The organism is Sutcliffiella horikoshii, from assembly GCF_021991925.1.
Classification (GTDB): Bacteria; Bacillota; Bacilli; order Bacillales; family Bacillaceae_I; genus Sutcliffiella_A; species Sutcliffiella_A horikoshii_F.
Genome location: NZ_RXZI01000001.1, coordinates 916128 through 941751, shown reverse-complemented (window position 1 = coordinate 941751; position 25624 = coordinate 916128). Strand labels below are relative to the sequence as shown.

General features: G+C 40.8%; 23 protein-coding genes. 20 read left to right on the top strand and 3 right to left on the bottom strand.

Annotated elements, in window-relative coordinates; translation table 11 throughout:
* Window positions 1-14 precede the first annotated feature (14 nt).
* The 12 genes from argB to EKQ44_RS04555 all read left to right on the top strand — a co-directional run bounded on the left by argB (window position 15) and on the right by EKQ44_RS04555 (window position 14436).
* On the top strand, window positions 15-815 hold the full coding sequence (gene argB / locus EKQ44_RS04610; RefSeq protein ID WP_237662368.1) for an acetylglutamate kinase: 801 nt from the start codon (window positions 15-17) through the stop codon (window positions 813-815).
* Window positions 808-2004 carry an acetylornithine transaminase gene (locus tag EKQ44_RS04605; RefSeq protein ID WP_331254640.1) on the top strand — a complete coding sequence of 399 codons (1197 nt, stop codon included), beginning with the start codon at window positions 808-810 and terminating at the stop codon, window positions 2002-2004. Before argB ends, EKQ44_RS04605 begins: the two co-directional genes overlap by 8 nt.
* Complete coding sequence (locus tag EKQ44_RS04600; RefSeq protein ID WP_237662367.1) at window positions 1997-3073, top strand: carbamoyl phosphate synthase small subunit; 1077 nt, start codon at window positions 1997-1999, stop codon at window positions 3071-3073. The genes EKQ44_RS04605 and EKQ44_RS04600 overlap by 8 nt, the downstream gene beginning before the upstream one ends.
* A complete protein-coding gene (gene carB, locus EKQ44_RS04595; protein ID WP_237662366.1) occupies window positions 3060-6284 on the top strand; it encodes a carbamoyl-phosphate synthase (glutamine-hydrolyzing) large subunit in 3225 nt (1074 codons plus the stop codon). Before EKQ44_RS04600 ends, carB begins: the two co-directional genes overlap by 14 nt.
* The gene (argF, locus tag EKQ44_RS04590; protein ID WP_237662365.1) at window positions 6269-7243 is read left to right on the top strand and encodes an ornithine carbamoyltransferase; all 975 of its coding nucleotides are present in this window, start codon (window positions 6269-6271) and stop codon (window positions 7241-7243) included. Before carB ends, argF begins: the two co-directional genes overlap by 16 nt.
* Before the next feature lie 67 nt (window positions 7244-7310).
* A complete protein-coding gene (locus EKQ44_RS04585) occupies window positions 7311-8522 on the top strand; it encodes an argininosuccinate synthase (protein WP_237662364.1) in 1212 nt (403 codons plus the stop codon).
* A gap of 50 nt (window positions 8523-8572) precedes the next feature.
* On the top strand, window positions 8573-9943 hold the full coding sequence (argH, locus tag EKQ44_RS04580; RefSeq protein WP_237662363.1) for an argininosuccinate lyase: 1371 nt from the start codon (window positions 8573-8575) through the stop codon (window positions 9941-9943).
* Window positions 9944-10025: 82 nt separating this feature from the next.
* Window positions 10026-10547 (top strand): type 1 glutamine amidotransferase domain-containing protein, encoded by a 522-nt coding sequence (locus tag EKQ44_RS04575; RefSeq protein WP_237662362.1) that lies wholly within the window; start codon window positions 10026-10028, stop codon window positions 10545-10547.
* Between the two features lie 63 nt (window positions 10548-10610).
* Window positions 10611-11570 carry a Gfo/Idh/MocA family protein gene (locus EKQ44_RS04570; protein WP_237662361.1) on the top strand — a complete coding sequence of 320 codons (960 nt, stop codon included), beginning with the start codon at window positions 10611-10613 and terminating at the stop codon, window positions 11568-11570.
* Between the two features lie 101 nt (window positions 11571-11671).
* Window positions 11672-12553, top strand: coding sequence for a CAP domain-containing protein (locus EKQ44_RS04565; protein ID WP_237662360.1), 882 nt, complete (start codon window positions 11672-11674; stop codon window positions 12551-12553).
* A gap of 136 nt (window positions 12554-12689) precedes the next feature.
* Entirely contained in the window at window positions 12690-13553 is an 864-nt protein-coding gene (locus EKQ44_RS04560; RefSeq protein WP_237662359.1) for a dimethylarginine dimethylaminohydrolase family protein, read from the top strand.
* Between the two features lie 25 nt (window positions 13554-13578).
* A complete protein-coding gene (locus EKQ44_RS04555; protein WP_237662358.1) occupies window positions 13579-14436 on the top strand; it encodes a YihY/virulence factor BrkB family protein in 858 nt (285 codons plus the stop codon).
* A 284-nt stretch (window positions 14437-14720) separates the two neighbouring features.
* Here EKQ44_RS04555 and EKQ44_RS04550 read toward each other — a convergent pair whose 3' ends face one another.
* Entirely contained in the window at window positions 14721-15035 is a 315-nt protein-coding gene (locus EKQ44_RS04550; RefSeq protein ID WP_237662357.1) for a hypothetical protein, read from the bottom strand.
* Window positions 15036-15156: 121 nt separating this feature from the next.
* The gene (locus tag EKQ44_RS04545; protein WP_237662356.1) at window positions 15157-15327 is read right to left on the bottom strand and encodes a hypothetical protein; all 171 of its coding nucleotides are present in this window, start codon (window positions 15325-15327) and stop codon (window positions 15157-15159) included.
* A 239-nt stretch (window positions 15328-15566) separates the two neighbouring features.
* Between EKQ44_RS04545 and EKQ44_RS04540 the strand changes: the two genes are divergently transcribed.
* From EKQ44_RS04540 to EKQ44_RS04525, 4 genes are all read left to right on the top strand, one after another.
* On the top strand, window positions 15567-15932 hold the full coding sequence (locus tag EKQ44_RS04540) for a hypothetical protein (RefSeq protein WP_237662355.1): 366 nt from the start codon (window positions 15567-15569) through the stop codon (window positions 15930-15932).
* Between the two features lie 114 nt (window positions 15933-16046).
* The gene (locus EKQ44_RS04535) at window positions 16047-18236 is read left to right on the top strand and encodes an AAA domain-containing protein (protein ID WP_237662354.1); all 2190 of its coding nucleotides are present in this window, start codon (window positions 16047-16049) and stop codon (window positions 18234-18236) included.
* A 90-nt stretch (window positions 18237-18326) separates the two neighbouring features.
* Entirely contained in the window at window positions 18327-19754 is a 1428-nt protein-coding gene (locus EKQ44_RS04530) for a dihydrolipoyl dehydrogenase family protein (RefSeq protein WP_237662353.1), read from the top strand.
* Between the two features lie 89 nt (window positions 19755-19843).
* The gene (locus EKQ44_RS04525; protein WP_237662352.1) at window positions 19844-20557 is read left to right on the top strand and encodes a DsbA family oxidoreductase; all 714 of its coding nucleotides are present in this window, start codon (window positions 19844-19846) and stop codon (window positions 20555-20557) included.
* 251 nt (window positions 20558-20808) lie between these two features.
* Here the strand turns inward: EKQ44_RS04525 and EKQ44_RS04520 are convergent, their stop codons facing one another.
* The gene (locus EKQ44_RS04520; RefSeq protein WP_237662351.1) at window positions 20809-21891 is read right to left on the bottom strand and encodes a citrate synthase/methylcitrate synthase; all 1083 of its coding nucleotides are present in this window, start codon (window positions 21889-21891) and stop codon (window positions 20809-20811) included.
* A gap of 111 nt (window positions 21892-22002) precedes the next feature.
* Here EKQ44_RS04520 and EKQ44_RS04515 point away from each other — a divergent pair, with 111 nt between their 5' ends.
* The 4 genes from EKQ44_RS04515 (at window position 22003) to EKQ44_RS04500 (ending at window position 25624) form a co-directional block, all read left to right on the top strand.
* The gene (locus EKQ44_RS04515) at window positions 22003-22881 is read left to right on the top strand and encodes a LysR family transcriptional regulator (protein WP_237662350.1); all 879 of its coding nucleotides are present in this window, start codon (window positions 22003-22005) and stop codon (window positions 22879-22881) included.
* Window positions 22882-22951: 70 nt separating this feature from the next.
* Window positions 22952-23569, top strand: coding sequence for an NUDIX hydrolase (locus EKQ44_RS04510; RefSeq protein ID WP_237662349.1), 618 nt, complete (start codon window positions 22952-22954; stop codon window positions 23567-23569).
* Window positions 23570-23774: 205 nt separating this feature from the next.
* Window positions 23775-24605: an electron transfer flavoprotein subunit beta/FixA family protein gene (locus EKQ44_RS04505; RefSeq protein ID WP_237662348.1), complete on the top strand. Its 831-nt coding sequence runs from the start codon at window positions 23775-23777 to the stop codon at window positions 24603-24605.
* The gene (locus EKQ44_RS04500; protein WP_237662347.1) at window positions 24602-25624 is read left to right on the top strand and encodes an electron transfer flavoprotein subunit alpha/FixB family protein; all 1023 of its coding nucleotides are present in this window, start codon (window positions 24602-24604) and stop codon (window positions 25622-25624) included. Before EKQ44_RS04505 ends, EKQ44_RS04500 begins: the two co-directional genes overlap by 4 nt.

Genomic DNA, 25624 nt, shown 5'->3' with positions numbered 1-25624 from the left:
AGGAGGGGCAATATATGATGAAAACTCTTGTTATCAAATGTGGCGGCAGTACCATTGAGAAACTTCCCTCCACCTTCTTTAAGGAACTTGTGGAATTGAAGAGCGTACATGATATCCAACCGATCATCGTACATGGTGGAGGTCCATCCATCTCCACTCTGCTTTCTGCGCTTAAGGTGGACACCACTTTCGTAAATGGGCTTAGAAAGACGACGGAACCTGTATTGGAAGTGGTGGAAATGATTTTATCCGGGAGCATGAACAAGCATCTTGTTCGTCAGGTGATGAAAGCGGGAGGAAATGCACTTGGCTTGAGCGGAGTGGATGGTAAGTTTATGATGGCAAAACCCATTTCCAATGCGGAGGAGTTAGGGCTTGTCGGAGAGATTGAAAAAGTGAATAAACAATTATTATTAGCGGTAATGGCACAGGGGGTGATTCCGATTATTTCCCCAGTTGCTGTGGATAATCACGGACAGCACTATAACATAAATGCAGACCTTGCAGCTGCTGCGATAGCATGTGCTTTTACATCTACGTTATGTCTGGTAACAGATGTAGATGGTGTGAAAGTGGGGAAAGCCATTGCTAGTGATTTATCAGATACACAAGTTACCAGTTTAATAGAAGAAAATCACATTACCGGAGGGATGATCCCGAAAGTTAATGCAGCAATTTCCTGCTTAGTAAACGGTGTAAGCAAGGTTGGAATCATAAACGGATCGACACCTGGGGCTTTAACCCAATTCGCTTTAGAAAAGGCCGGAGTGGGTACTACATTCCATTTGGAGGAGGTTATGGAGAAAAGTGTCTAAATCTACCTTGAATCAAACACCTGTCATGAATACATACAGCAGGCTTCCACTATCCATACAAAAGGGAAAAGGGACTTTTGTCTGGTCTGACACCGGAGAGGAGTACTTAGACTTCACCAGTGGAATTGCCACATGCAATCTTGGACATTGTCCGCCAAAGATTCAAGCGGCTCTTGAAGAACAGATCACACAAATATGGCATACTTCTAACCTTTATCACATACCAAAACAGGAAGAGCTTGCCGAGCTATTGGTTGAAAAATCCTGCTTTGATCAAGTGTTTTTCTGTAATAGTGGGGCAGAGGCGAATGAGGCTGCCATCAAACTGATTCGCTCTTTTGCTAAAAAAAATGGTGGCAAACAGGCAAGCATTGTGACGTTTGATCAAAGTTTTCACGGAAGAACACTTGCCACAGTGGCCGCGACCGGTCAGGAAAAAATAAAGGCAGGCTTTGAACCGATGCTTGAGGGGTTCATCCACTTGCCATTCAACGACGATCAAGCTCTCCAAACAATCAAAGAACTTTCTCCAACAGCTGTAATGTTGGAACTTCTACAGGGAGAAGGAGGGGTAATACCAGCTGACGACAAATGGATCAAAGAATTGTCCTCTATCTGTAAGGAGGCTGGAATCCTGCTGGTCGTGGATGAAGTGCAAACAGGTATGGGACGCACAGGAAGCCTCTTCTTATATGAACAATACGGCATCGAGCCGGATATAATGACACTTGCTAAAGGATTGGGCTCTGGATTTCCGATCGGAGCCATGCTGGCAAAAGCAGATGTCGGTGCGGCCTTTCAGCCAGGCATGCACGGAAGTACCTTTGGAGGGAATCCATTAGCAAGTTGTGCAGGTACTGCAACAGTAAAAGTTCTAAGTGAGACCGACCTTATAAAAAAATCCGTAGAGCAAAGCCAATATATACTATCAAATCTTGAGGACTTAAAAGATAATCGTTCATTTATCAAAGAAATCAGGGGAAGGGGCATGTTAATTGGAATCTTGATAGAAGGTGAAGCTATTGAGCTTGTGAAAATAGCATTGAAAGAAAAGCTACTACTATTAAGCGCCGGACCAAATGTGATAAGACTTCTTCCACCTCTCACGGTTTCAAAAGATGAAGTGGATGTATTTGTTCAGAAATTCACCAAGGTATTACAGCAATATGAGGAGGAACAGCATGGATAATGGATATTTAATACTTGAAACGGGGGAGGTCTTCCCTGGCGTATTAATAGGGAGCAAGGAAGAAGCGGTCGGGGAAGTGGTTTTCAATACGAGTATGACCGGTTATCAAGAAATCATGTCAGACCCTTCATATGCAGGACAGATTATTGTTTTTTGTTACCCTTTAATAGGAAATTACGGTATTAATCCCCATGATCATGAAGCGGAAACCATATATGCCAAAGGTGTTGTGATGGGAGAGGCATGTCAAGAGCCTAATCACTATGCCTCCGTTGGAGACGCTCAAGAGCTGCTGGTGAAAATGGGCGTCAGTGGGTTAAGTAATGTTGACACAAGAGAACTGGTGAAAACAATACGTAAGCGTGGATCAGTTAAAGGATATATCACAGACTCTGTAAAAAACTTTCCAAATGTGGAAGTGGAGGAGAATTGGGTGGAGCTCGTGTCCACCAAAATTCAGAAAACTTATCCAGGACCAGGTCCGCATATCGTTTTAATGGATTATGGTTATAAAAAATCCATTTTGGACGCTTTACTATTCTCAGGTTGTCGGGTAACGGTGTTACCTTTCACAACTAGCTATGAAAAATTGCAATCCCTCAGCCCAGATGGCGTACTATTGAGTAACGGACCTGGAGATCCAGAAAACTTAAAAGAGCAACTTCCTAAAATCATAAAAATAGCACAAGCATATCCAACACTCGGAATATGTCTGGGTCATCAATTGCTGGCACTCAGCTTCGGGGCAAAGACCAGTAAATTGCTTTTTGGACACAGGGGCGGTAACCACCCTGTAAAAGATGTTGCCACTGGGAAGGTATACATCACTTCACAGAATCATAGCTATAACGTCTGTGAAGACTCCATAGATAAAGAGATTTTTGAGATAACCTATAAGAATATCAATGATGGGACCTTGGAAGGGCTTCAGCACAAAGAACTTCCGGTATTAAGCGTCCAATTCCACCCAGAAGCACACCCAGGGCCACAAGATACCAATTATGTGTTTACACAATTTCTGAAACTCATCAACGAAAAAACGGGAGTAATGACATATGCCATTCATTAACGAGATACAAAAAGTGTTAGTAATCGGCTCTGGCCCCATCGTCATCGGTCAAGCTGCAGAATTTGATTATGCAGGGACACAAGCGTGCCTGGCCCTGAAAGAAGAGGGCATCGAAGTGGTTCTAGTAAACAATAATCCTGCAACAATCATGACAGATTCTGACATTGCAGACCAGGTGTATATGGAACCATTGACGGTTGAATGTTTGGAGAAAATAATCATCATGGAGAAGCCTGACGGGATAATCGGTACCCTTGGTGGTCAAACAGCCTTAAATTTGATTGTGGAACTCTACCAAAAAGGTATCCTTGAGAAAAACAATGTTCAGGTTCTAGGTACATCTGTAAAATCCATACAGCAAGGGGAAGATAGAGAGAAATTCCGTAAGTTGATGATGGAACTTAATGAACCGATTCCTGAATCACAAATAGTCCACACATTTGAGGAAGGAATCCAATTTGTAAAAGAAATAGGATATCCCATCATCATAAGACCCGCCTACACACTAGGGGGAGAGGGTGGAGGTTTCGCCCATAACGATCAGGAACTTGAATCGTTATTGGTAAATGGATTGAACCTAAGCCCTATACATCAAGTGTTAGTAGAAAAAAGTATCAAAGGGTGGAAAGAAGTGGAGTATGAAGTGATGCGCGACGACAATGACACGTGCATTATCGTGTGTAACATGGAAAACCTCGATCCAGTTGGGGTCCATACAGGAGACTCCATTGTAGTGGCTCCTTCACAAACGTTGACGGACAGACAATATCAAATTTTGAGAAATGCAAGTCTGAAAATTATAAGAAGCTTAAAGATTGTGGGAGGGTGTAACATCCAATTTGCCATGGACCCGCAATCAGATAATTACTATATCATTGAAGTGAACCCGCGAGTCAGCCGTTCATCGGCACTTGCTTCGAAGGCTACTGGATATCCGATTGCCAGAATCGCTGCAAAGTGTGCCATCGGCTACCATTTGGACGAAATCAAAAATCCTATCACAGGAAGCACATTTGCATCCTTTGAGCCTGCATTGGACTATGTAGTAGTAAAACTTCCAAGATTTCCTTTTGACAAGTTCCCAGAAGCGGATACTAACCTCAGTACACAAATGAAAGCAACAGGTGAGGTTCTCGCAATAGACCGAACATTTGAAGGGGCTTTGAATAAAGGTTTACGATCCATGGAAATAAAGGTACACGGGATAACGCACCCGATCATGGATAAAATGAGTGAAGAAGCACGGACGGAACTACTCCGTGAACCTACACACATGAGACTATTTGCCATCACTCATGCATTGATGAAAGGGTTGTCTGTCCGTTCCATCCATGAAGTGACATCCATTGATGAGTGGTTTTTGAATAAACTCTTGCAAATGGTATTGTTGGAAGAACAGATCTCCGATAAAACATTGGCTACTGTTTCTCACCATCTGCTAAAGAAGGCTAAGAGTCAAAACATAAGTAACGAAAGACTTTGTGTTCTTCTGGGATGTACTAATGAAGAGTTAATAGAGTTATTGAAAGAGAATCAAGTTAAACCATCTTATAAACTAGTTGATACTTGTGCTGCAGAATTTGAAGCAATCACTCCTTATTACTATTCCACCTATAACGGGAGCGATGAGGTGATTGTAAGCAAGAACAAGAAAGCTCTTGTCATCGGTTCCGGACCGATTCGGATCGGGCAGGGTATTGAATTCGACTATTGTTCCGTACACGCGGTGAAAGCATTGAAAAAAGCAGGATATGACACAATCGTGGTCAACAATAATCCTGAAACAGTAAGTACGGACTTTTCCATAGCTGATAAATTATACTTTGAACCAATTACAGTAGAAGATATTCTACCAATCATCCACAAAGAAAATGTCGACCTTGTATTTATACAATTTGGAGGTCAGACTGCTATCAATTTGGCGGAAGGCTTGGTACGTGAGGGAGTAATAATCGCAGGAACCAGCATGGGTTCCATTGATCAGCTGGAGGACCGTGCCCATTTTTACAATCTGCTGGAAACAGAAGGTATCCCTCATATTGAAGGTAAGATGGTAGATCAACCACATCAATTGATGGCAGCAGCAGAGGATATCGGCTTTCCGGTATTGGTGCGACCGTCGTATGTGATTGGTGGTCAATCCATGTACACCCTATATAATGAAGAAGAGTTGGATGAATTCATCCACATGCATGAATCGGATGATTCGCTCTGGCCTTTGTTGGTTGACAGTTTCATTCCTGGCCTTGAATGCGAGCTGGATGTTATATCTGATGGGGAAGAAGTATTTATTCCTGCAATTTTTGAGCATATAGAAAAAGCTGGTGTTCATTCAGGTGACAGCCTCGCCATTTTCCCTCCCCTGTCATTAACAAAACATATGAAAGATAAATTGGTGGATTACACACAACGAATTTGTAAAAAAGCCCAAATCATCGGGATTGCCAATATTCAATTTGTTCTTTCAGGAGACAGTATTTATGTACTGGAAGTCAACCCAAGAGCATCAAGGACTGTACCTATTGTCAGCAAAGTAACAGATGTACCCATGATAGAGATGGCAGTCAGGGCACAATTGGGTGAGAAGCTCACTCAGATAGGATTGAAAGAGGAACCTGGCTTCTGGACTGTAAAAGCCCCTGTTTTCTCAGCTTCCAAGTTAAAGGACGTCGATCATGTTCTTGGACCGGAAATGAAGTCTACCGGAGAAATCATCGGAATGGGGATGACAGTAGAAGAAGCATTGAATAAGGCCTTGTTTGCCGGCAAGAAAAGTCCATTTACGAAATCAGGAGAGCAAAAATCCGTCTTTTGTTCGATAGCCGATCGGGAGAAACAACAGGCTCTTACATTACTTGCGGAACTCCAGAAGAAGTGCATAAAATTATATGCAACAGAAGGAACGGCGGCCTACTTGAGGAAACACGGAATTGCTGTGACAACAGTTCTAAAAGAAGAAATCGACTCCACCTTAAAGAAACAATCCTTGGCGGCGGCGATCATCATCCCGACTAAAGGGAGAGATCAATCGCGGGAAGGAGCCTTTTATCGAGCATTGTGTACGAAGCACGGTATTAAAACTTTTACATGTCTAGAAACGGCTCAACAAGCAAACTTGTTGGACCAACCAATAGCGCAAAATTATCAAACCATCAAAAATTATTTAAAAAACAGTAAAAGAGAGGTTGAATATTTATGCAAAGTGTACTAAAATGGGAAACGAACAAGGATACCTATCAATTGAGTCAATCTCATTTTTTGACACTTGGATCCTTGACACAAAATGATATCCATTATTTATTGGCAGATGCTATTAAACTAAAAAAATATCAAAAAGAAGGAAGAGCTCATCCTTATCTACAAGGAAAAGTACTTGCCATGCTTTTTGAAAAGTCATCCACAAGAACGAGAGTGTCATTTGAAGTAGGCATGCTGCAGCTTGGCGGCCATGCAATATTCTTAAGCTCCAATGATATTCAATTGGGGCGCGGAGAATCTCCTTCCGACACGGCAAAAGTGTTATCCCGTTATGTGGATGGGTTGATGATCCGTACTTTCGAACATCAAATTCTAGAAGAGTTCGCCCTTCATTCCACCGTACCGATAATCAATGGTCTAACAGACTCCCATCATCCTGCACAAGTATTGGCAGACCTGCTTACCATTCAGGAGCATAAGGGGAAGCTAAAAGGATTAAAGCTTTGTTATTTGGGGGATGCAAACAATAATATGTCCCATTCATTGATAGAAGGTGCTGTAAAAGTTGGAATGGACATTTCCATTGCATGTCCTGTTGGTTATGAACCGGATGCTTCCATTATAGAAAATGTGAAGAATGAGACAATTGTAACAGGGTCGTCCATTTTGATTGGTGAATGTCCAGAAGAGATGATCAAGGATGCAGATGTAGTAGTGACGGATGTCTGGACCAGTATGGGGCAAGAAGCTGAAACCGCAGAACGCCTAAAGACATTAGCACCATTTCAAGTAAACAAGGAACTTTGCAAGCACGCCAAACATGATTTCATCTTTCTGCATTGCCTACCTGCCCATCGTGGAGAAGAGGTTACTGCAGATATTATAGATGGCCCACATTCCGTGGTATTCGATGAGGCCGAAAACCGACTTCATGCACAAAAGGCCATATTGAAGGCTTTACTTGGAAACTAATTTTTTTTACAATAAAATGTATAAAAATACAACACCGTAGATTTTTATACCAGAGGAGGAACTTTTTATGGGTAAAGAGAAAGTGGTATTAGCTTATTCCGGAGGACTTGATACCTCCGTTTCAGTTAAATGGTTACAGGAGAAATATGGGTATGATGTCATTGCCCTCGGATTGGATGTTGGTGAAGGAAAAGATCTTGAATCCATCAGACAGAAGGCATTGGATGTTGGGGCAATCAAAGCAATTATGGTGGATGCAAAAGAGATGCTAGCCAATGACTATATTGTACCTGCATTGAAATCAAATGCAATGTATGAGGGGAAATATCCTCTGTCATCTGCCTTGTCACGTCCACTCATCTCCAAGCTCCTTGTTCAGGTGGCGGAAGAAGAGGGAGCGGTAGCAGTGGCGCATGGTTGTACAGGTAAGGGGAACGATCAAGTTCGCTTTGAAGTATCTATCCAAGCGTTGAATCCGAACCTAAAAGTCATTGCACCTGTTCGTGAGTGGGGGATGACCAGAGATGAGGAAATTGAATACGCCGTAAAACATAATATTCCCATTCCGGTGAATTTGGAAAACCCATTCTCCATTGACGCAAATATTTGGGGAAGAGCTTGTGAAGCGGGTGTATTGGAAAATCCATGGAATGAAGCACCTGAAGCCGCATTTGACTGGACCAACCCTATTGAGCATACGCCAGATCAACCGGAATATGTGGAAATCACTTTTAATCAAGGGGTACCTGTTGCCTTAAACGATAAACAGATGGATCTTGTAGGTTTAATTGAAGAATTGAATTTGTTAGGTGGAAAACACGGGGTTGGAAGAATCGATCATATAGAAAATCGTCTCGTGGGAATAAAATCCCGTGAAGTGTATGAAAACCCGGCAGCCCTCATTCTTATTCAAGCACACAAAGAGCTTGAATTCCTGACTCTTCCAAGAGAGGTTACGCAATTTAAGACGTCCATTGATGAACAAATGGCTAAGGTCATCTACGAAGGGCTTTGGTTTTCTCCATTAGTGAACGCCCTTGGAGCATTCATTGAAGAAACTCAGAAAAATGTAACAGGTAAAATTCGAGTGAAACTTCAAAAAGGGAACCACACCGTTGTAGGACGACAATCTCCATATAGTCTTTATAATGAAGAGCTTGCAACTTATTCCAAAGGGGATATGTTTGACCACAATGCTGCAGTCGGCTTCATTAAACTATGGGGTTTGCCGACAAAAGTATATGCAGAGATCCATAATAAAGAAAAAGTGAGCCTATAATTGGCAGCAACGAAATAACAAGCTAGCTAGCATGAAGAGGAGGAAACAACATGTCAAAGCTTTGGGGCGGACGTTTTACAAAAGAGACAAACAAGCTAGTCGAAGATTTTACAGCATCCATCGAGTTTGACAAAGAACTCGCACTTGAAGATATACAAGGAAGCATAGCTCATGTACAAATGTTGAGCGATTGCAGCATCATTTCCGAGGATGACGCGGTTACAATCAAACATGGATTAAAAATGATCGAAAAAAAGATAGTGGCAGGAGAAGTGGAATTCTCCGTTGCCCATGAAGATATCCATATGAATATTGAAACGTTATTAATTGATGAAATTGGACCGGTGGGAGGGAAGCTTCATACCGGCAGAAGCCGCAATGACCAAGTGGCAACAGATATGCACTTATATTTGAAAAAGCAAACACAAAGTATTATTACCTTATTGACAGATGTCCAAAAATCCATCTTATTCAAATCAAAAGAAAATGTGCATACTATTCTTCCTGGATATACCCATTTACAGCGTGCCCAGCCTGTTTCTTTTGCCCATCACCTCATGGCCTATTTCTGGATGTTGGAACGAGACAAGGAACGCTTGCAGGATAGTTTAAAGCGGATTAACTGGTCACCTCTTGGAGCAGGGGCATTGGCCGGCACAACTTTTCCGATAGACCGTGAACAGACCGCTTCCTTATTAGGGTTTGAAAGAGTTTATCCTAATAGCATGGACGCTGTAAGTGACCGTGACTTCATCGTAGAATTCCTTTCTCATGCATCCTTGATCATGACCCACATCTCACGCCTTTCGGAAGAATTGGTTATCTGGTCGAGTCAGGAGTTCCAATTCATCGAACTTGATGATTCTTTCTGTACAGGGTCAAGTATCATGCCTCAGAAGAAAAATCCGGACGTACCTGAACTACTTCGCGCCAAAACTGGAAGAGTGTATGGAAATCTTGTTGGATTATTGACTGTCTTAAAGGGACTTCCACTGGCATACAACAAAGATATGCAGGAAGACAAAGAGGGGATGTTCGATACAGTTAGAACGCTTGATGGTTCATTAAGACTACTTGCGCCAATGATTGAAACGATGACTGTAAATCAGGAGAATATGTTTGCAGCAGTCTCACAGGATTTCTCCAACGCAACAGATATTGCCGATTACCTGGTGACTAAAGGGCTTCCCTTTAGACAGGCTCATGAGATTATCGGAAAAATTGTTCTCTACGCCATCAACCAAGATAAATATCTCCTCGGACTTTCCCTGGAAGAATACCAACAATTTTCGCCTTTATTTACTGGAGACATTTTTGAGATCCTTCAACCGAAGCATGTTGTGGATGCTCGTAAAAGCGAAGGCGGTACATCATTTGAACAAGTGAAAAATCAACTTGCTTTAGCTGAAAAGTATATATGATGTAGTTATGCTTTTTAGAATTTGCAAAACCGCCAGCCCTCCTTCACAATGGAAATATAATATTGTGAAGGAGGTTTTTCTTTTGACTTTACATAACAAAAAAGTCATTCAATTAGTGAGCGATGAATTTGAGGATTTAGAGTTATGGTATCCTGTGTTGCGCTTACGCGAAGAAGGGGTTCAGGTCGTTATTGCGGGTGAAAAGGCGGACACTACTTATGTCGGAAAATATGGTGTACCGATAAAATCAGACATCTCTTTTCATGATGCCGACCCTAACGATTTTGACGCCATTCTGGTGCCCGGGGGCTGGTCCCCTGATAAACTCAGACGATTTGATGATATATTAACTATGGTTCGCACCATGAATGATCAACAGAAACCAATTGGCCAAATCTGCCATGCCGGTTGGGTACTCATTTCCGCTAAGATCCTCCAAGGAAAGAAAGTTACCAGTACTCCAGGCATCAAAGATGATATGATGAATGCAGGGGCAGAATGGGTAGATGAAGCGGTAATCGTGGATGGCAACATTGTCTCCAGTCGCAGGCCACCAGACCTTCCCGACTATATGAGAGAATTTATCCGCGTATTGGCTGACTAAATGTAAAACTTTTTTCAACAGACAGCTTTCACCAAGAAAGCTGTTTTTTTATAGGGGGAAAACATGAAAAATATTTATAATGTAGGTATTGTCGGTTTAGGAGTAGTCGGCCAAAGACTGATTTCAGAATTTAAAAAACACTCAGATATTCATATCGTAGCACTATGTGATTTTAATCAAGAACTTATACAAGAAACAGTACAGCAATGTGAAGGTGCCCATTGTTTTTCAGACTATCATGACTTATTACAACTCGAAGAAATTGATTTTGTCTATATAGCGGTTCCACCTGCTGTTCATTATCAAGTGGTCATGGCGGCATTCCAGCATAATAAGCATGTGCTTTGTGAAAAGCCACTTGCCAATTCCGAGCAAGAAGCACTAGAGATGCTATCAACTGCAGAGAAATCAGGGTTAATACATGCCATGCACTTTCCGCTTGTTTATGAACAAGCATATGCCACCATTGAAAAGATGATGAGTGAAAATGCGTTCGGAGAAATAAAGCGAATTACTCTTAAAATGCATTTTGATCGCTGGCCAAGACCTTGGCAACAGACAAACTGGATAAATAGCCGTCTCCAGGGTGGTTTTACAAGGGAAATATCTCCCCATTATCTTCAGATGATTTTACATTTTTTTGGAGAAGTAAAAGAAGTTTCCAGCTCCATCGATTTTCCTGCAGACCCTGAACTTAGCGAGAAAGGAGTCATCGCTACGTTGAAACTTGAAAACGGGGTGAAAGTACTTATCGATGGTCTTGTAGGGCAGGCTGAAAAAGAAGAAATAGCCTTTACGATTCACGGTTCGAAACAAAGCTTATCATTATTAAACTGGAGGCAAGTGAACATTGCTACCAAAGGGGAAGGATGGACCACACTAGATCCGTCTTTATTGGTACCTTCAAATAGTTCATTAGTCGAAGAATTTGTCAAAAAATTAAACAAGCAGGAAGCAAAAGTAGTGGGATTTGATCAAGGGTTACGTATTCAAGAAGTACTGGAGAAACTAATCGAACAATAAGCGTTTCCAAAGAATATCTCTTTTTCATCATTTTTACCAATAATACTTTCCACTAAAAAAGCAAAACTAAGGAAGTATTAACGATGAAAAGGAGATGTACCATGAAAAAACTTATTAAAATCACCACTATCACTGCCTTTGCATTATCTATGATGGTAGGTTGTAATAACAACACAGCAAACGATAATATGGATACTAACAACACGGCTTTTAACGATAATGACTTTGGAAACGGTATTACTCAAGTTAGAAATGATGCAAGAGGGAAGGGTCAAAGCGCAGATGTCCAAGAAATTAACAACGGATACTTAACGATTGATCAAAACTCGTTTAGCACTTCTATTCCAAGTGAAAAGTTCCCGCATGTTGAAAAGTTCCAACAGCAGGGACCGTTTGCCATCTACAAATTCCAGCAAGAAGCACCTCAAGGTCAGCCTGAGCAAGGACAGGCACCTCAAGGTCATCCTGAACAAGGGCAAGCACCTCAAGGTCAGCCTGAACAAAGGCAAGCACCACAAAATGAGCAGGCTGCACCTCCAGAAAACCAGCCAGCTGAAGAACCGACGGAAGATAATCAGCAACAAGCTGAGGAATCCACAGAAGGTATTTCTGAAACAGAAATGAAAGTTATTGAGCTTACTAATGCTGAACGCCGTAAGAATGGCCTTTCTGACCTCAAAGCTGACGCTTCTTTAAGTAATGTAGCACGAGACAAGTCGAAGGATATGCAAACAAACAACTACTTCTCACATACAAGCCCAACACATGGCTCTCCTTTTGATATGATGAGGGATTATGGGATCTCTTACAATACTGCTGGAGAGAATATTGCGATGGGCCAACGTTCACCTGAAGAAGTTGTTCAGGCTTGGATGAATAGTGAAGGTCATCGTAAGAATATATTAAACGGTGAGTTTACACATATCGGTGTTGGATACGTTGAAGAAGGCAACTATTGGACACAAATGTTTATCGGAAAATAAATAAATAACAATGAAAAGCAAATTTAATTACTATAATTAGATTTGCTTTTTATTTTACAAAAAGGTTTAGTCAATTCTCGGTTTAGGGAATACACATCATAGAACAATACATATAAGTTGATCGGAGGATTTTAAATTGACGATAAACCTTGAACAAACAAATCGTGCGATAAGACATACATGCACAAGTGAATTCGGTGAATTAAAGAAGGTGGTTGTTTGCCCACCGACACATATGAGTATCAGCGAAATTATAAACGAAACCCAAAAACATTACGCCGAAGACAACATTGATGAGACATTGGCATCCAAGCAACACCGTACTTTCGTTCAAACCATGCTTGCCAATGGAATTGATGTTTACAGTCTGCCACCTTCCGATAAATTGCCTGAACAAGTATTTACCAGAGATATCGGATTCACGCTAGGAGACACTGTTTTTATCTCTCATATGGGAAGTGACATCAGAACTGGGGAGGAAGAAATCCTTAAATCATGGTTAAGGGAAAACCATTCTTCTTTTACCGCGTTATCTGGACATAGTGTGGAGGGCGGAGATGTGATGATTGATCGTGATATTGTCTATGTGGGAATTAGCGGAAGGACAAGTTCCGAAGGCTTGGATAAGATACGTGGTGCCCTTCCTGAATACACGGTGTATCCAATTCCTATCGAACAATCCTACCTCCATCTTGACTGTGTATTCAATGTGATCTCCCCAACGGAAGCGTTGATTTACACTCCTGCCCTTAGGGAGCAGGAAATCGGATATTTATCTAAACGGTATGAATTGATTGAAGTAACCAAGGAGGAACAATTCACGATGGGAACCAATGTCCTTTCCATTGGGAACAAAAAGATTTTCAGTCTTCCCTGTAACTCAAATGTAAATGCACAGCTTAGAAAAAGGGGATATGAAGTCCTAGAAGTGGATATCTCTGAAATCATCAAGTCCGGTGGTTCTTTCAGATGCTGCACATTACCTTTACTAAGAAAATAGCCACCCGGAAAGGAAGGGGAAATAAATGGGTCGTTTTATACGATTTATAAAAAGATTAGGCAACGAAATGAAAAACGACAGAGCAACAGGACTAGCGGCAGAACAAGCATATTACTACATGCTCTCCGTGTTCCCCTTACTGGTTTTAGCCCTATCTATTATTCCGTATCTAAACATTGATCCACAAAAAGTCATTGAATTTCTCCAAACTATAATGCCTCCAGAAACTGTTTCGGTTTTTGAAGAGAACATAAATGATTTCGTAAACAAACCTAATGGAGGACTATTGACTGTTGGAATTTTAGGGACCATCTGGTCAGCATCAAATGGGATGAACGCATTCATCGGTGCCATGAATCAAGCTTTCAACGTAGAAGAATCCAGACCTTTCTATCTTGTAAGGTTACTATCCATCGGACTTACCATCGGTTTGATATTCGCTTTCCTGATTGCTTTTTTCCTTCCCGTTTTCGGAGGAATCATTATTCGTCAATTGGAAAATATAATATATATTCCGGGAAGCACTGCTATGATACTTAATGTACTGAGGTTCATCATTGCATTTTTCGTTATTTTTACCATTATTACTACACTCTATAGAATTGCACCAAATGTGAACAAAACGTTCAAGGAACTTTTTCCTGGCGCGATCGTGGCAACTGTTATCTGGCAAATGGTTTCCATCGGGTTTTCATTTTATGTAAGTAATTTTGGTAATTATTCGGCAACTTACGGAAGTCTTGGTGGAGTTATCATTCTTATGCTTTGGCTCTTTCTAACTGGTTTAGCCCTTGTCATAGGTGGAGAAATCAATGCAATATATCATAAGGACAGATTGCGCACTGAGATAGAGTATCACGATGAAAAATTTACAGCCCTCTAACAAACAGAAAGAAACCGACCATACTGGTCGGTTTCAGTGTGTAGACAAAGTATAATCTTAAGAAATATGCAATACCCTGTTGATCGTAGTGGAAGCCGCGAAGACTCCCTCGGGAGGAAGGGACAGGTAAGACCCCTGAAGCGGAGTGAGGAGGCTTACGGACCGCCCGCCGGAAAGCGAAGCGCCTGTAACGAAGAACAACAAGAGAATGCAACACTAAAGATAATTAGAGTTTGTTAACAGTCTAAAACCGACCATGTTTGGTCGGTTTCATTTTGGTCTTACTATATACCACGTTCATACTCATTTAGTTTTTGTTTGGAAGTGCTTTTAAACGTATTTGGTATTTTTTTCATTTCAGCAAGTGTAAACGTGAAAACTGACTTTTTCCAATCGATATCATTTTTGATAGCTTCTTGTTTGCTTTTCATTTGTTCCACTTGCTCTGTTATGGCATTGTTTTCTTCCTGCATTCGTTCCCCTACCGAGCTGAAAAAGGAAAAGGTCGGTTGTGTTTTTTTCTTGAATTTAATAATGGAGAAAACCAATAAGCAAGCTGAAACAACTAGTATACCGATACTTACATATATAACAATCATTTTCATTCCTCCAAAGGGTATTTTATTATCGTTACCCGTTTAAGGAATAAACATAACAAAAAAAAAGAACCTAAGCAGGGTGCGCAAGACTTCTTCCGTTACATCATGTTATTTTGTAAGTTTAACTAGGTCTAATCTCTTCTTCAAAATAAAAAGTTTTAGGGTTTTCTTTTATTGTGTAGGAGTATCTTTTTAAATTGGGGACATAGTTGAATTTTAAGATGGTAACTTCTTCGCCAGTGCTTTTTAGAATGACTTTCTCATTGTCTTGGAACTTGTTTTTTTGTTTCATTGATGTTCCTTCTTTCCATTTGGAATTTCAAATCATTCTTTCATTATCTCATAAACCTGCGTATATTCCCACTTAATCTGTAAATATATTTTCAGATGATAACGTATAATAATAGAAAATGGTGGTAGAAACTGGCTGAAGGGGTTACACTATAAAGATAAGGTAAGTTCCTTTGGTATCCTGGTGTTAAGATTCACCGTCTAAAGGTGTGAAGCCGACACACAGAGAGGATGACCTATATGTCATGTCTATTGTTCCAAGCAAAAGCTGGAGATGGAATCAAAAAAAGAGGATTGAAAAGATCTGATACTTTTTTGGGCACTGCTGAGGATGCTGTTTCAGAAGCGCTTGGATTAAAAGAAAGAATGGATAAAACCTACAAAAACAATATTACATGGGACTATGAAGAACTATTGAAAGGTTCTACTACAAAAGTGAAAATCCTTAAAGGGTATCTAGATGGTGATAAAACCTCCAACCCATTTTATCTTGAAATTTCCACAATGGAAAGTGCTGATAAAACTGCTGTTGCTCCTATTAAACCTAAGAAAATTAGCAAGCAGGATAAGAAAGTATTAAAGAACGTAGTAAGTTTTTACAAATAATAGAGCCAGGATTCAGCACCTATAGGTTGCCAGAATCCTTGGCTTTTTTATTTTTTTTGTGTTTGTGATATAGTTTGGAAATGAAAATTCACAAATTACTAAAGGAAGAGCTGAATGAAAACCTCATCATACATAAAAGAGTGGAAAAAAGCTTTACAGGCTGAAATACAACATTTAAAGAAATACGGAAGCACAAAGTATCTTATTAAAAATGGCCATCTTGTGACAAAAGAAGACACCTTCACATATTTTTTCGAGACCTACACTTCTGTGCGAATCCCTGTGGGTTCACAAGTGAAAGTGGAGTGGGGTGGGATAAAAACAGAAGGGAAGATTCTTTCTTCCGAAGGGAAAAACGTCATTATTTCATTTGGTGAATCTTTAGGGGATATGATTACAGAAGCATATCTTTTTCATGATCCTTGGGAATTACTGGACCAGCTGATCCAAAGGCTGGATGAAATAAAAGAAAGTAAGAAAAAAAGGGCACGTATTAATAGGTTGATGAATCCGGTTAATGTGACAAAACATCCAACTGATATCATTAAAAGCAATGTCCATGAATTGATTCTTCGCTCAAAATACAACCCTGTCACCTTTGTATGGGGGCCTCCCGGAACTGGAAAGACTTATACCTTGGCCAGGGTAGCCGCCAATAAATATTTTAAAAAGAAAAAAGTTTTGCTACTTTCTCACAGTAATCAATCTGTAGACGTACTTATGCGAGAAATTTCATCGTTCCTTTCTAAAAAAGAACGATACACTGAAGGAGATGTGCTTAGGTACGGATCCCATAACAGTGAACTGTTGTCAAACCTTCCAGCCATCACTTCCTCACAGTTACTGCAAAACCGGGACCCGAGGCTTGCAGAAGAAAGGGATAAAGTGATAGAAGAAAGAAAGTATTTAAAGATAGATTTATCCAAATCTTTCAGTAAGCGGGATTCTGAAAGCTTACTGAAACTTGAATCGAAGGTTGCGAGAATACTGGAGAAAATTCGTCAAAAGGAATTGGAATTTTTACAAGATGCATACATTACCGGAACTACATTGGCCAAAGCGGCAATGGATCCTGCCATATATGAAAAGGATTATGATGTTATCATTTTGGACGAGGCTAGTATGGCCTATGTTCCACAAGCTGCTTTTGCAACATCTATGGCTAAACATATAATTATTTGTGGAGATTTTAAACAACTTCCTCCTATTGCATCTGCAAGACATGAACTTGTGGAAAAGTGGTTAAGAGAGGATGTCTTCCACCGTACAGGAGTTGCGGATAGCGTGCATTCATCAGAATTGCATCCCCAATTATTTTTGTTACAAGAACAGCGTAGGATGCACCCTGACATATCCTCTTTTACAAATAAATATATTTATCACTCTCTTGTAGGTGATCATCCAAGTGTCTCAAAAGCTAGAATTCATATAGCAAGACAGCAACCTTTTCCCGATAAAGCGTCAATACTTTTAAGTACCAGTTTTACTGGAGAGCATGCTTTTGTAGAAAATAGCAGCAAATCCCGCATAAATCTTTGGCATCTACTACAATCCTTTCAATTGATTCATGAAGCATATATGGATGGAGCACGATCAATCGGTTATATTTCTCCATATCGAGCACAGGCACAATGGATGGACATCCTGCTACAAGACTTATATCAACATGAAAAAGAAACGGCGGATATCATGGCAGCTACGGTTCATCGCTTTCAAGGGAGCGAGCGGGATGTCATCATCTTCGATTCGGTTGACAGCTATCCTCTTGAGAGACCAGGGATGCTGTTACTCGGGAAAGAAAGTGAGCGTCTCCTGAACGTTGCCGTAACAAGAACCAAAGGCAAGTTTGTTCATATCAGTGACACTCACTTCATTAAAAGAAATGTATCTTCCAATAAAATGATCAGAAAGCTAGTGGAGTTTCAGGAAAAATCTAAACTCCAGGTACATCCACATGAAATAGGAAGTTGGATAAAGCATCAACACCACAGGGTTCAGTGGCAGCATGCGAGAAAATGGGAAAGAGTTTTTGAAGATATGGAACATGCATACACCTCGATTTTAATGGGTTTACCCAATCAAGTTACCCTTCCCGAAGAGTGGGAAGACACGCTTAAGAAATGTAAAATAAGGGTTTCGAGATTATCTGGTGAAGTAAGCTTTCCTTTTGTTATGATTGACAATCGAATTCTTTGGCTGGGAATACCGGTAGAAGCAACCCGGAATACAAAGCCTCCTTATGTAAGCGTGAGGGTAGATTCTGAAGCAATATGCAGGGAGTTCATCCATCAGGTTGGACTCTAGACAGGCGATGGGCACATTGAAGGGCCTGTTATATTGGATGAAAAATCTCTTTTTATGTATCATCATGATAAATAGGAGTGGAGGTTAGTCATGATGGGAAACTTTGACTATGATTTAATTGTAGTTGGTGGTGGTTCGGGGGGATTGACGATAGCTGCGGGTGCATCTTCACTTGGTGCAAAGGTGGCACTGGTGGATAAAGGGACGCAACTTGGCGGAGATTGTCTGCACTATGGATGTGTGCCATCAAAAACGCTAATTGAGGAAGCAAATAAGTTGCATCAGGCAGTTTCATTAGGGTATCGTCCTGACTATTCCAAGTATTTCAAACAAGTGCAGCAACGAGTCAGAGATGTCATTGCAACCATTCAACACCATGATGATGCCGATCGGTTTCGAAAAATGGGTGTAGATGTTTTTCAAGGAACTGGCTCATTTCTATCCAAGAATGAGTTGGCAATAAATGATGGAGAGAAAATCATTTCTGGAAAAAGAGTGGTACTTGCAACGGGATCTCGTCCATTTATACCGGATATACCAGGGTTGAAGGAAGCCGGATATCTAACCAATAAAACCATATTCGATATTGAATCTTTGCCAGAAAGCTTATTGGTAATAGGCGGTGGACCGATTGGAATAGAGCTGGCACAAGCATTTTCGAGGCTGGGTAGTAAGGTCACTGTGGTACAAAAATCGGAGAATATCCTTGCGAAAGAGGATAATGACATCATTCACTTTGCCGAAAACGTCCTCTCAGAAGAATTTCAAATTTACAGAAAAGCTCAACTGCTGGAAGTTACAATGAAACAAGGAACTAAAGTCGCGATGGTACAGGTCGGAAACGAAAAGTTCACTCTCCAAACCGATGCCGTTCTTGTAGCAACAGGAAGAGTGCCAAATACCAATCAACTGTCACTAGACCGTATCGGGGTGGCAACGGACAAAAAAGGTTACGTTAAAGTCAATAAACTGTTACAAACTTCCATTCCATCTGTATATGCGGTAGGGGATGTAAATGGGAGCTTTCCTTTTACTCATGTTGCCGGTATGGAAGGTAAATTGGCGGTGCAAAATGCGGTTTTAGGTTTGCGCCGAAAAATAAACTATAAGCAAATTCCTTGGGTAACCTATTCTTCTCCAGAAATATTCCATATGGGATTAACGGAACAGGAAGCAATAGAGGAAGGGTTACATTATAAAGTTTACAAAATGAAGTTATCTGAAGTGGACCGTTTTGTAACGGCAAATTCCACCAAAGGTTTTGTGAAACTGATGACAGACAAAAAGGGAACGATCATCGGCGCGCATGCCATTGGTAGAGGGGCAGGGGACTGGATGCAAGAAGTGGTGGCTGCCATTCATTTCGGCAAGAGGATCGGTGATTTGTCCATGGTAATCCATCCTTACCCAAACCATGCTGCAGCCGTTCAACGAACCGCAGATCTTTACTGGCGGGAAAAGCTCTTTGAGGGTAAACTCACAAAGTTAATAAAGAAATACATCAACTTGTTCAGGTAGGCCTTCTTCTTGAAGTATGCATATTGTAAGAGCTTTTCCGCACATTATGATATGATAATACATACTAGTTCAGGAAAAGAGGTGCAACGATGAAAATAGAAATCTGGTCTGATTATGTTTGTCCATTCTGCTATATCGGTAAACGAAGATTGGAGAAAGCATTAGAAGATTTCCCACATAAAGATAAAATAGATATCGAATTCAAGAGCTTTGAGTTAGACCCAAATGCAAAGCGTGATACTGATTTGACCATATATGAAATACTTGCAAAAAAATACGGAATGCCTGTGGAAGAGGCAAAGCGGATGAGTGCAGGAGTTGCAAAACAGGCGTCTGAGGTCGGTTTGCAATTCAACTTTGATGCATCCATTCCAACTAACACGTTTGATGCACACCGCCTAGCAAAATATTCGGAGACTCAGGGTAAAGCGAAAGAAGTGACAGAAAGCCTTCTTAAAGCTCATTTTACTGATTCCAAGCATATTGGCGATAAGGGGTATTTAAAGGAGCTAGGGGTAAGCTTAGGTTTGAATGCTGCGGAAGTGGAAGATGTGTTAGCAGGGAATGCCTTTGAAAAAGACGTTCGTTATGACCAAAGGGAAGCAAAAGAGATTGGCGTTCAGGGAGTCCCGTTCTTTGTGTTGAACAGCAAGTATGCCATATCCGGAGCCCAGCCCCCGGAAGTATTTGCAGAGGCTTTGGCCAAAGTATGGGAAGAGGAAAATGAAAAGCCGAAATTGCAAAATTTTGAGTCCAAAAACAAAAGCGAAACATCTTATTGCTCGGATGATTGCTGTGAATAGCTGAAGCGGTGGAGCTTGTTGAAGCCAGAACCTTTTTATGAGGGTTCTGGCTTTTTTGTGGTTAGGGGATTGGAGGAGTGTAAGGAAAATAGGAAGAACTACTAATGAGGGAGGATGAAGACTTTTAGAAGGTATATTTGCGTTAAAAGTGTCTTCATTATCAATTTAATAAATTGTAATATAGTTATGTAAACAGGCGATTCTTAGAGCAATAAAAAAGCGCCTTACCTATAAAAGGCGCCAGATAAAAACTAGTTCCCTACATACCTCGACAATGGCCGATAGATCACATTATCTTCTGCTTGTTCTAAAACATGGGCGGTCCATCCAACCATTCGACTTGCTGTAAAAGTTGGCGTAAATAGGGAAGCATCAAAATTAATTGCTTTCATAATGGCGGCAGCATAAAACTCAACGTTCGTATATAGTCCTCTTCCAGGCTTCAATTCTTCCAGTACTGTTATTGCTGCATTTTCTACCTCTAAAGCCAAATCCAACCACACATCTTTTCCCACAAGGCCCAATAACGTTTCTTTAAGCGCAATAGACCGTGGATCGTGCGTTTTATAAACACGATGCCCGAATCCCATCAGCTTTTCTCCAGCCAGTATTTTTTCTCGTAAATGTGATTCTTTATCCTTAACTTCACGCAATTCATTTAATAGGAAGATTACCTCTGAGGGAGCCCCGCCATGAAGTGGTCCTTTCATCGTCCCGACCGCAGAAGTTACCGCAGATACTAGGTCCGATTCGGTAGATGCAGTTACTCTGGCAGAAAAGGTGGAGGCATTCATCCCATGTTCCATTGTTAAGATCATATAAGTTTCTAATGCACGTATATGCTCTGGTCTTGCTTTGTCCCCGTCTAACATATGCAAATAGTTTTCCACATGCCCATATCCTTCACTAGGAGGAATAACATCTTTTCCATCTAATATCCTTTTTCGATAGGCGATGATTGTAGGTACAATTGCTGTGAGTGTCATTGCCTCTTCAACTGTTGGCTTCCATTTCCTCGATGGGTTTCCTGCACTTGACAATACGGTTCTAATAACACTCATCATATCCATATCATCCGGGAGGATATACAAAACCTTTTCCATAGTAGAAGAGAGAGACCTATAGGATGCGAAATTTAATTTAAACTTCTTTAACTGTTCACTAGAAGGCAGCTCACCAAACCATAAGAGATGGGCAATCTCCTCAAAAGAATTAGTAGTTGAGAAGTCTTTTATCTCATATCCTCGGTATACCAAGCGACCATTAGAACCATCCACCTCACTAATGCTGGTTTCTGCTGCAATGACACCCTTTAACCCTTTTTGAAGACTCATTATTTATCACCCTTTCTTTTATTACCTATATTCTATAAAATAAGATTGATTATGAATATTAAATATTTTTGAACTAGTTGATTAATAATAGTAATCAGGAGTGAATTTTCTTTGGAGCTTAATTGGATAAGAACGTTTATAGTTGCAGCTGAAAAAAATAATTTTAGAAAAGCGGCAGAACATTTGTATATATCCCAGCCAACAGTGACTGTACATATAAAGCAATTGGAAAAAGAAGTGGGAGCAATCCTGTTTGTCCGGGATGGTAGAAAAGTATGCCTAACAGAGGCAGGAAGGAAGTACTTGAAACATGCGAAGAGATTACTCTCCCTTCATGAGGAGGGAATAGAAGATCTTCATTCCTTTCAACAGGGGTTCACCTCCCGTTTAACAATTGGCATATCTCCAATAATTGCAGATACCATTTTACCTTACGTTTTAAAAAAGTTTGTAGAAACGCATCCCACTATTGAAATAAACGTTCGGATTATTGAATCAATTGATATTGAACAGGCCGTGGAAGGGGAGGAAGTGGATATTGGCTTATCCTGCCTGCCTAAAAGGGAAATGGACTTGTTCTGCCATCTTCTCTATGATGACGAACTGGTTCTTGTGGTACCACATGATGGATTTGATTCTGAAACGGGCAATCCTTTAGAGGAAGAAGATATGTTTCAACACCATACTTTATTGACACATAACCATCCAGGGTACTGGGATGAATTATGTCAACAGATAAAAGTAATATATCCTTTTACGAAAATGATGAAAGTATCTCAGACTCATATAACTAAAAGGTTTATTATTGAGGGGCTGGGCATGTCGATTTTGCCTAAATCAACTGTAAGAAGAGAGTTGCTAGAAGGTAGGTTTCTTGAAGTAGACTGTCGCAGCATAAGTCTTCCCGGTTCAAAAACTTATGCACTGATAAAGTATGAGCATTCTATTCAGAAGGAATTCTTAAGCTTTCTTTCTAAATATAGAATTTAACTATTTAATAGAGGGTTATTAAATAAAATAGAGAAGTAGGTTTACAGTCAAAAAAGGAAGGAGTTTCGATATGTCAGACAAATGGTTGGATTGGGCAAAACAAATACAAGCAATAGCACAAGCAGGCTTAACCTACTCTAAGGATATCTATGATATAGAACGTTTTGAACAATTAAGGGATATGAGTGTAGAAATGATGTCAGAGCAGACAGGTGAGGATAAAAAGAAAATAAGGGGCTTGTTTGCCAATGAAACGGGTTATCAAACTCCAAAAGTAGATATACGTGCAGTTATTTTTAAAGAGGGTAGGCTATTGCTTGTAAAGGAGAGGCAAGATAAAGGTTGGTCGCTTCCCGGTGGATGGGCAGATGTTGGGTTTTCTCCTACAGAAGTTGCCATAAAAGAAGTGTTTGAAGAATCAGGTTTCCATGTAAAAGCTACGAAGTTACTGGCTGTCCTGGACAAGAAGTGTCATCCTCATCCACCATCTCCATATCATGTATACAAATTATTTATAGCATGTGAAATAATTGGAGGGGAAGCCCGCTCTGGGATAGAGACATCCAAAGTTGCATTTTTTCATAAGAATGAGCTACCTGCTCTTTCCATAGACAGAAATACTGAATCTCAAATTATGCAGATGTTCGAACAGTATGATAATCCATCTGCAGAAGTTCAGGTAGATTAACTAAATTTGGTACGTCATCAGTCAAGGCATTACTCCCCGCCAATGGAGAGTAATGCCTTTTCTTTTGCACCAGCTTGTCAACAAATCTATAAAAATCGGTATTTTCTCTTAAATAACTTTATATAGTAATAGTAGTGGAACGAATATACATTATTCATCATGAACCTATTCACCAAATAGATTAAGAGGGCAGGAGGGAATAGATTTGCTTCACATAGTTGCCTGTATAAAGCAAGTACCGGATACGAAAGTAATTAAGATGAATCCCAAAACGAATACGATGGACCGGGCAAGTGCGCCCGCGATATTAAATCCTTATGATGCCCACGCGGTAGAAGAGGCTGTCCGCCTGAAAAATAAATATGGAGGTATCGTATCTGTCGTCACCATGGGTCCACCACCAGCGGTAAAAGCCATTCGGAAATGCATAGAAATTGGAGCCGACGAGGGATACATGATTTCAGACAGGGCTTTTGCAGGAGCGGACACCTTAGCAACCAGTTATGCACTGACAAAGGCGATCAATAAGATCAGTGAAATCAAGCCGATCGATTTGATTATCTGTGGGAAAATGACCATTGACGGTGATACAGGACAAGTAGGGCCCGGTATTGCCCGACGGCTTGATATTCCTCCATTGACTTCTGTTAATAAAGTCGTCGAAATCCAAAAAAAGGATGGCTATATGGTGGTTCATAGGAAACTTGAAGATGGATTTGAGGTCGTACAGACTACATTGCCTTGTTTGCTTTCTGTAGAAAAAGAGATTAATGAGGTTCCCTATTCTTCTTTTCCTAACATGCTAAAGGCTGCCCGATATCAACCTGTCATTTGGTCTGTCAATGATCTTGAGGATATAGATCGAAAACAGTTAGGGTTAAAGGGCTCCCCAACCATTGTGGCGAAAGTATGGGCCCCGCCTAAACCACAAGGAGGAAAGTTACTTGAGGGCAACTCGGAAGAACAAGTGCAACAGCTGCTTTCCGTCGTACTCGAAAAGAAAGAGTTGTTTGCAGAAATGAGGGGATCAAAGTGAGTTTTGAGGATTATAGCGGGGTCTGGGTTTTCATTGAAGAAAATGAAGGGAAGGTTGCACCGGTTTCCTTGGAACTACTTGGGGCCGGGAGAAAGCTTGCGGACAAACGTGGAGTGGAACTTGCTGGAATTATAATTGGTGAAAATGTAACAGAACTTTCAAACACAGTTTTTGAATATGGAGCAGATACGGTGTATGTATATGACCAACCGATCTTTAAGCTCTATCGTACAGAATCCTTTATGAAAGCACTGCTTCATTGCAGTGAAAAGTACAAGCCGGAGATCATTTTGTACGGAGCAACATCAACTGGTAAGGACCTTGCTAGTGCAGTTGCGACGGATCTTCCCACAGGCTTAACTGCTGACACAACCGAACTGGATGTGGAAGAGGATACAGGACTCCTATTGGCAAGTCGTCCTGCATTCGGGGGAAATGTCATGGCGACCATCCTGTGTAAAAAGTATCGGCCACAAATGGCAACTGTCCGTCCAAAAGTGATGAAAGCGCTGCACCCTGAGAAGGGACGTGCCGGTAAGTTGATTTCAGAACAAATCGATATTAAAGAAGAAGATATGCGTACAAAGGTATTAAAGATTGTCAGGGAAACTACCAAAAAGATAAGAATCGATGAAGCGGATATTGTCGTCGCTGGCGGAAAAGGCCTTGGAAGTGCACAAGGATTTGAACTTGTTCATCAACTTGCCAAAACGCTAGGAGGAGTGGCTGGTGCAAGCCGGGATGTAGTGGAGGCAGGCTGGATCGAGCACCATCATCAGGTTGGACAGACGGGAGTGACGGTAACCCCAAAGATTTATTTTGCCATCGGTATCTCCGGTGCCATCCAGCATATTGTGGGAATGAAGAATTCAGGAATGATTATCGCCATTAATAAAGACCCTGATGCAGCCATTTTCCAATCTTGTCATTATGGGATTGTCGGTGACGCTTTCGAAATTGTCCCATTGCTTGTAAAAGAATTTCATAAAGCTTTACACGGAGAGGAGGTCGAGGTGTAA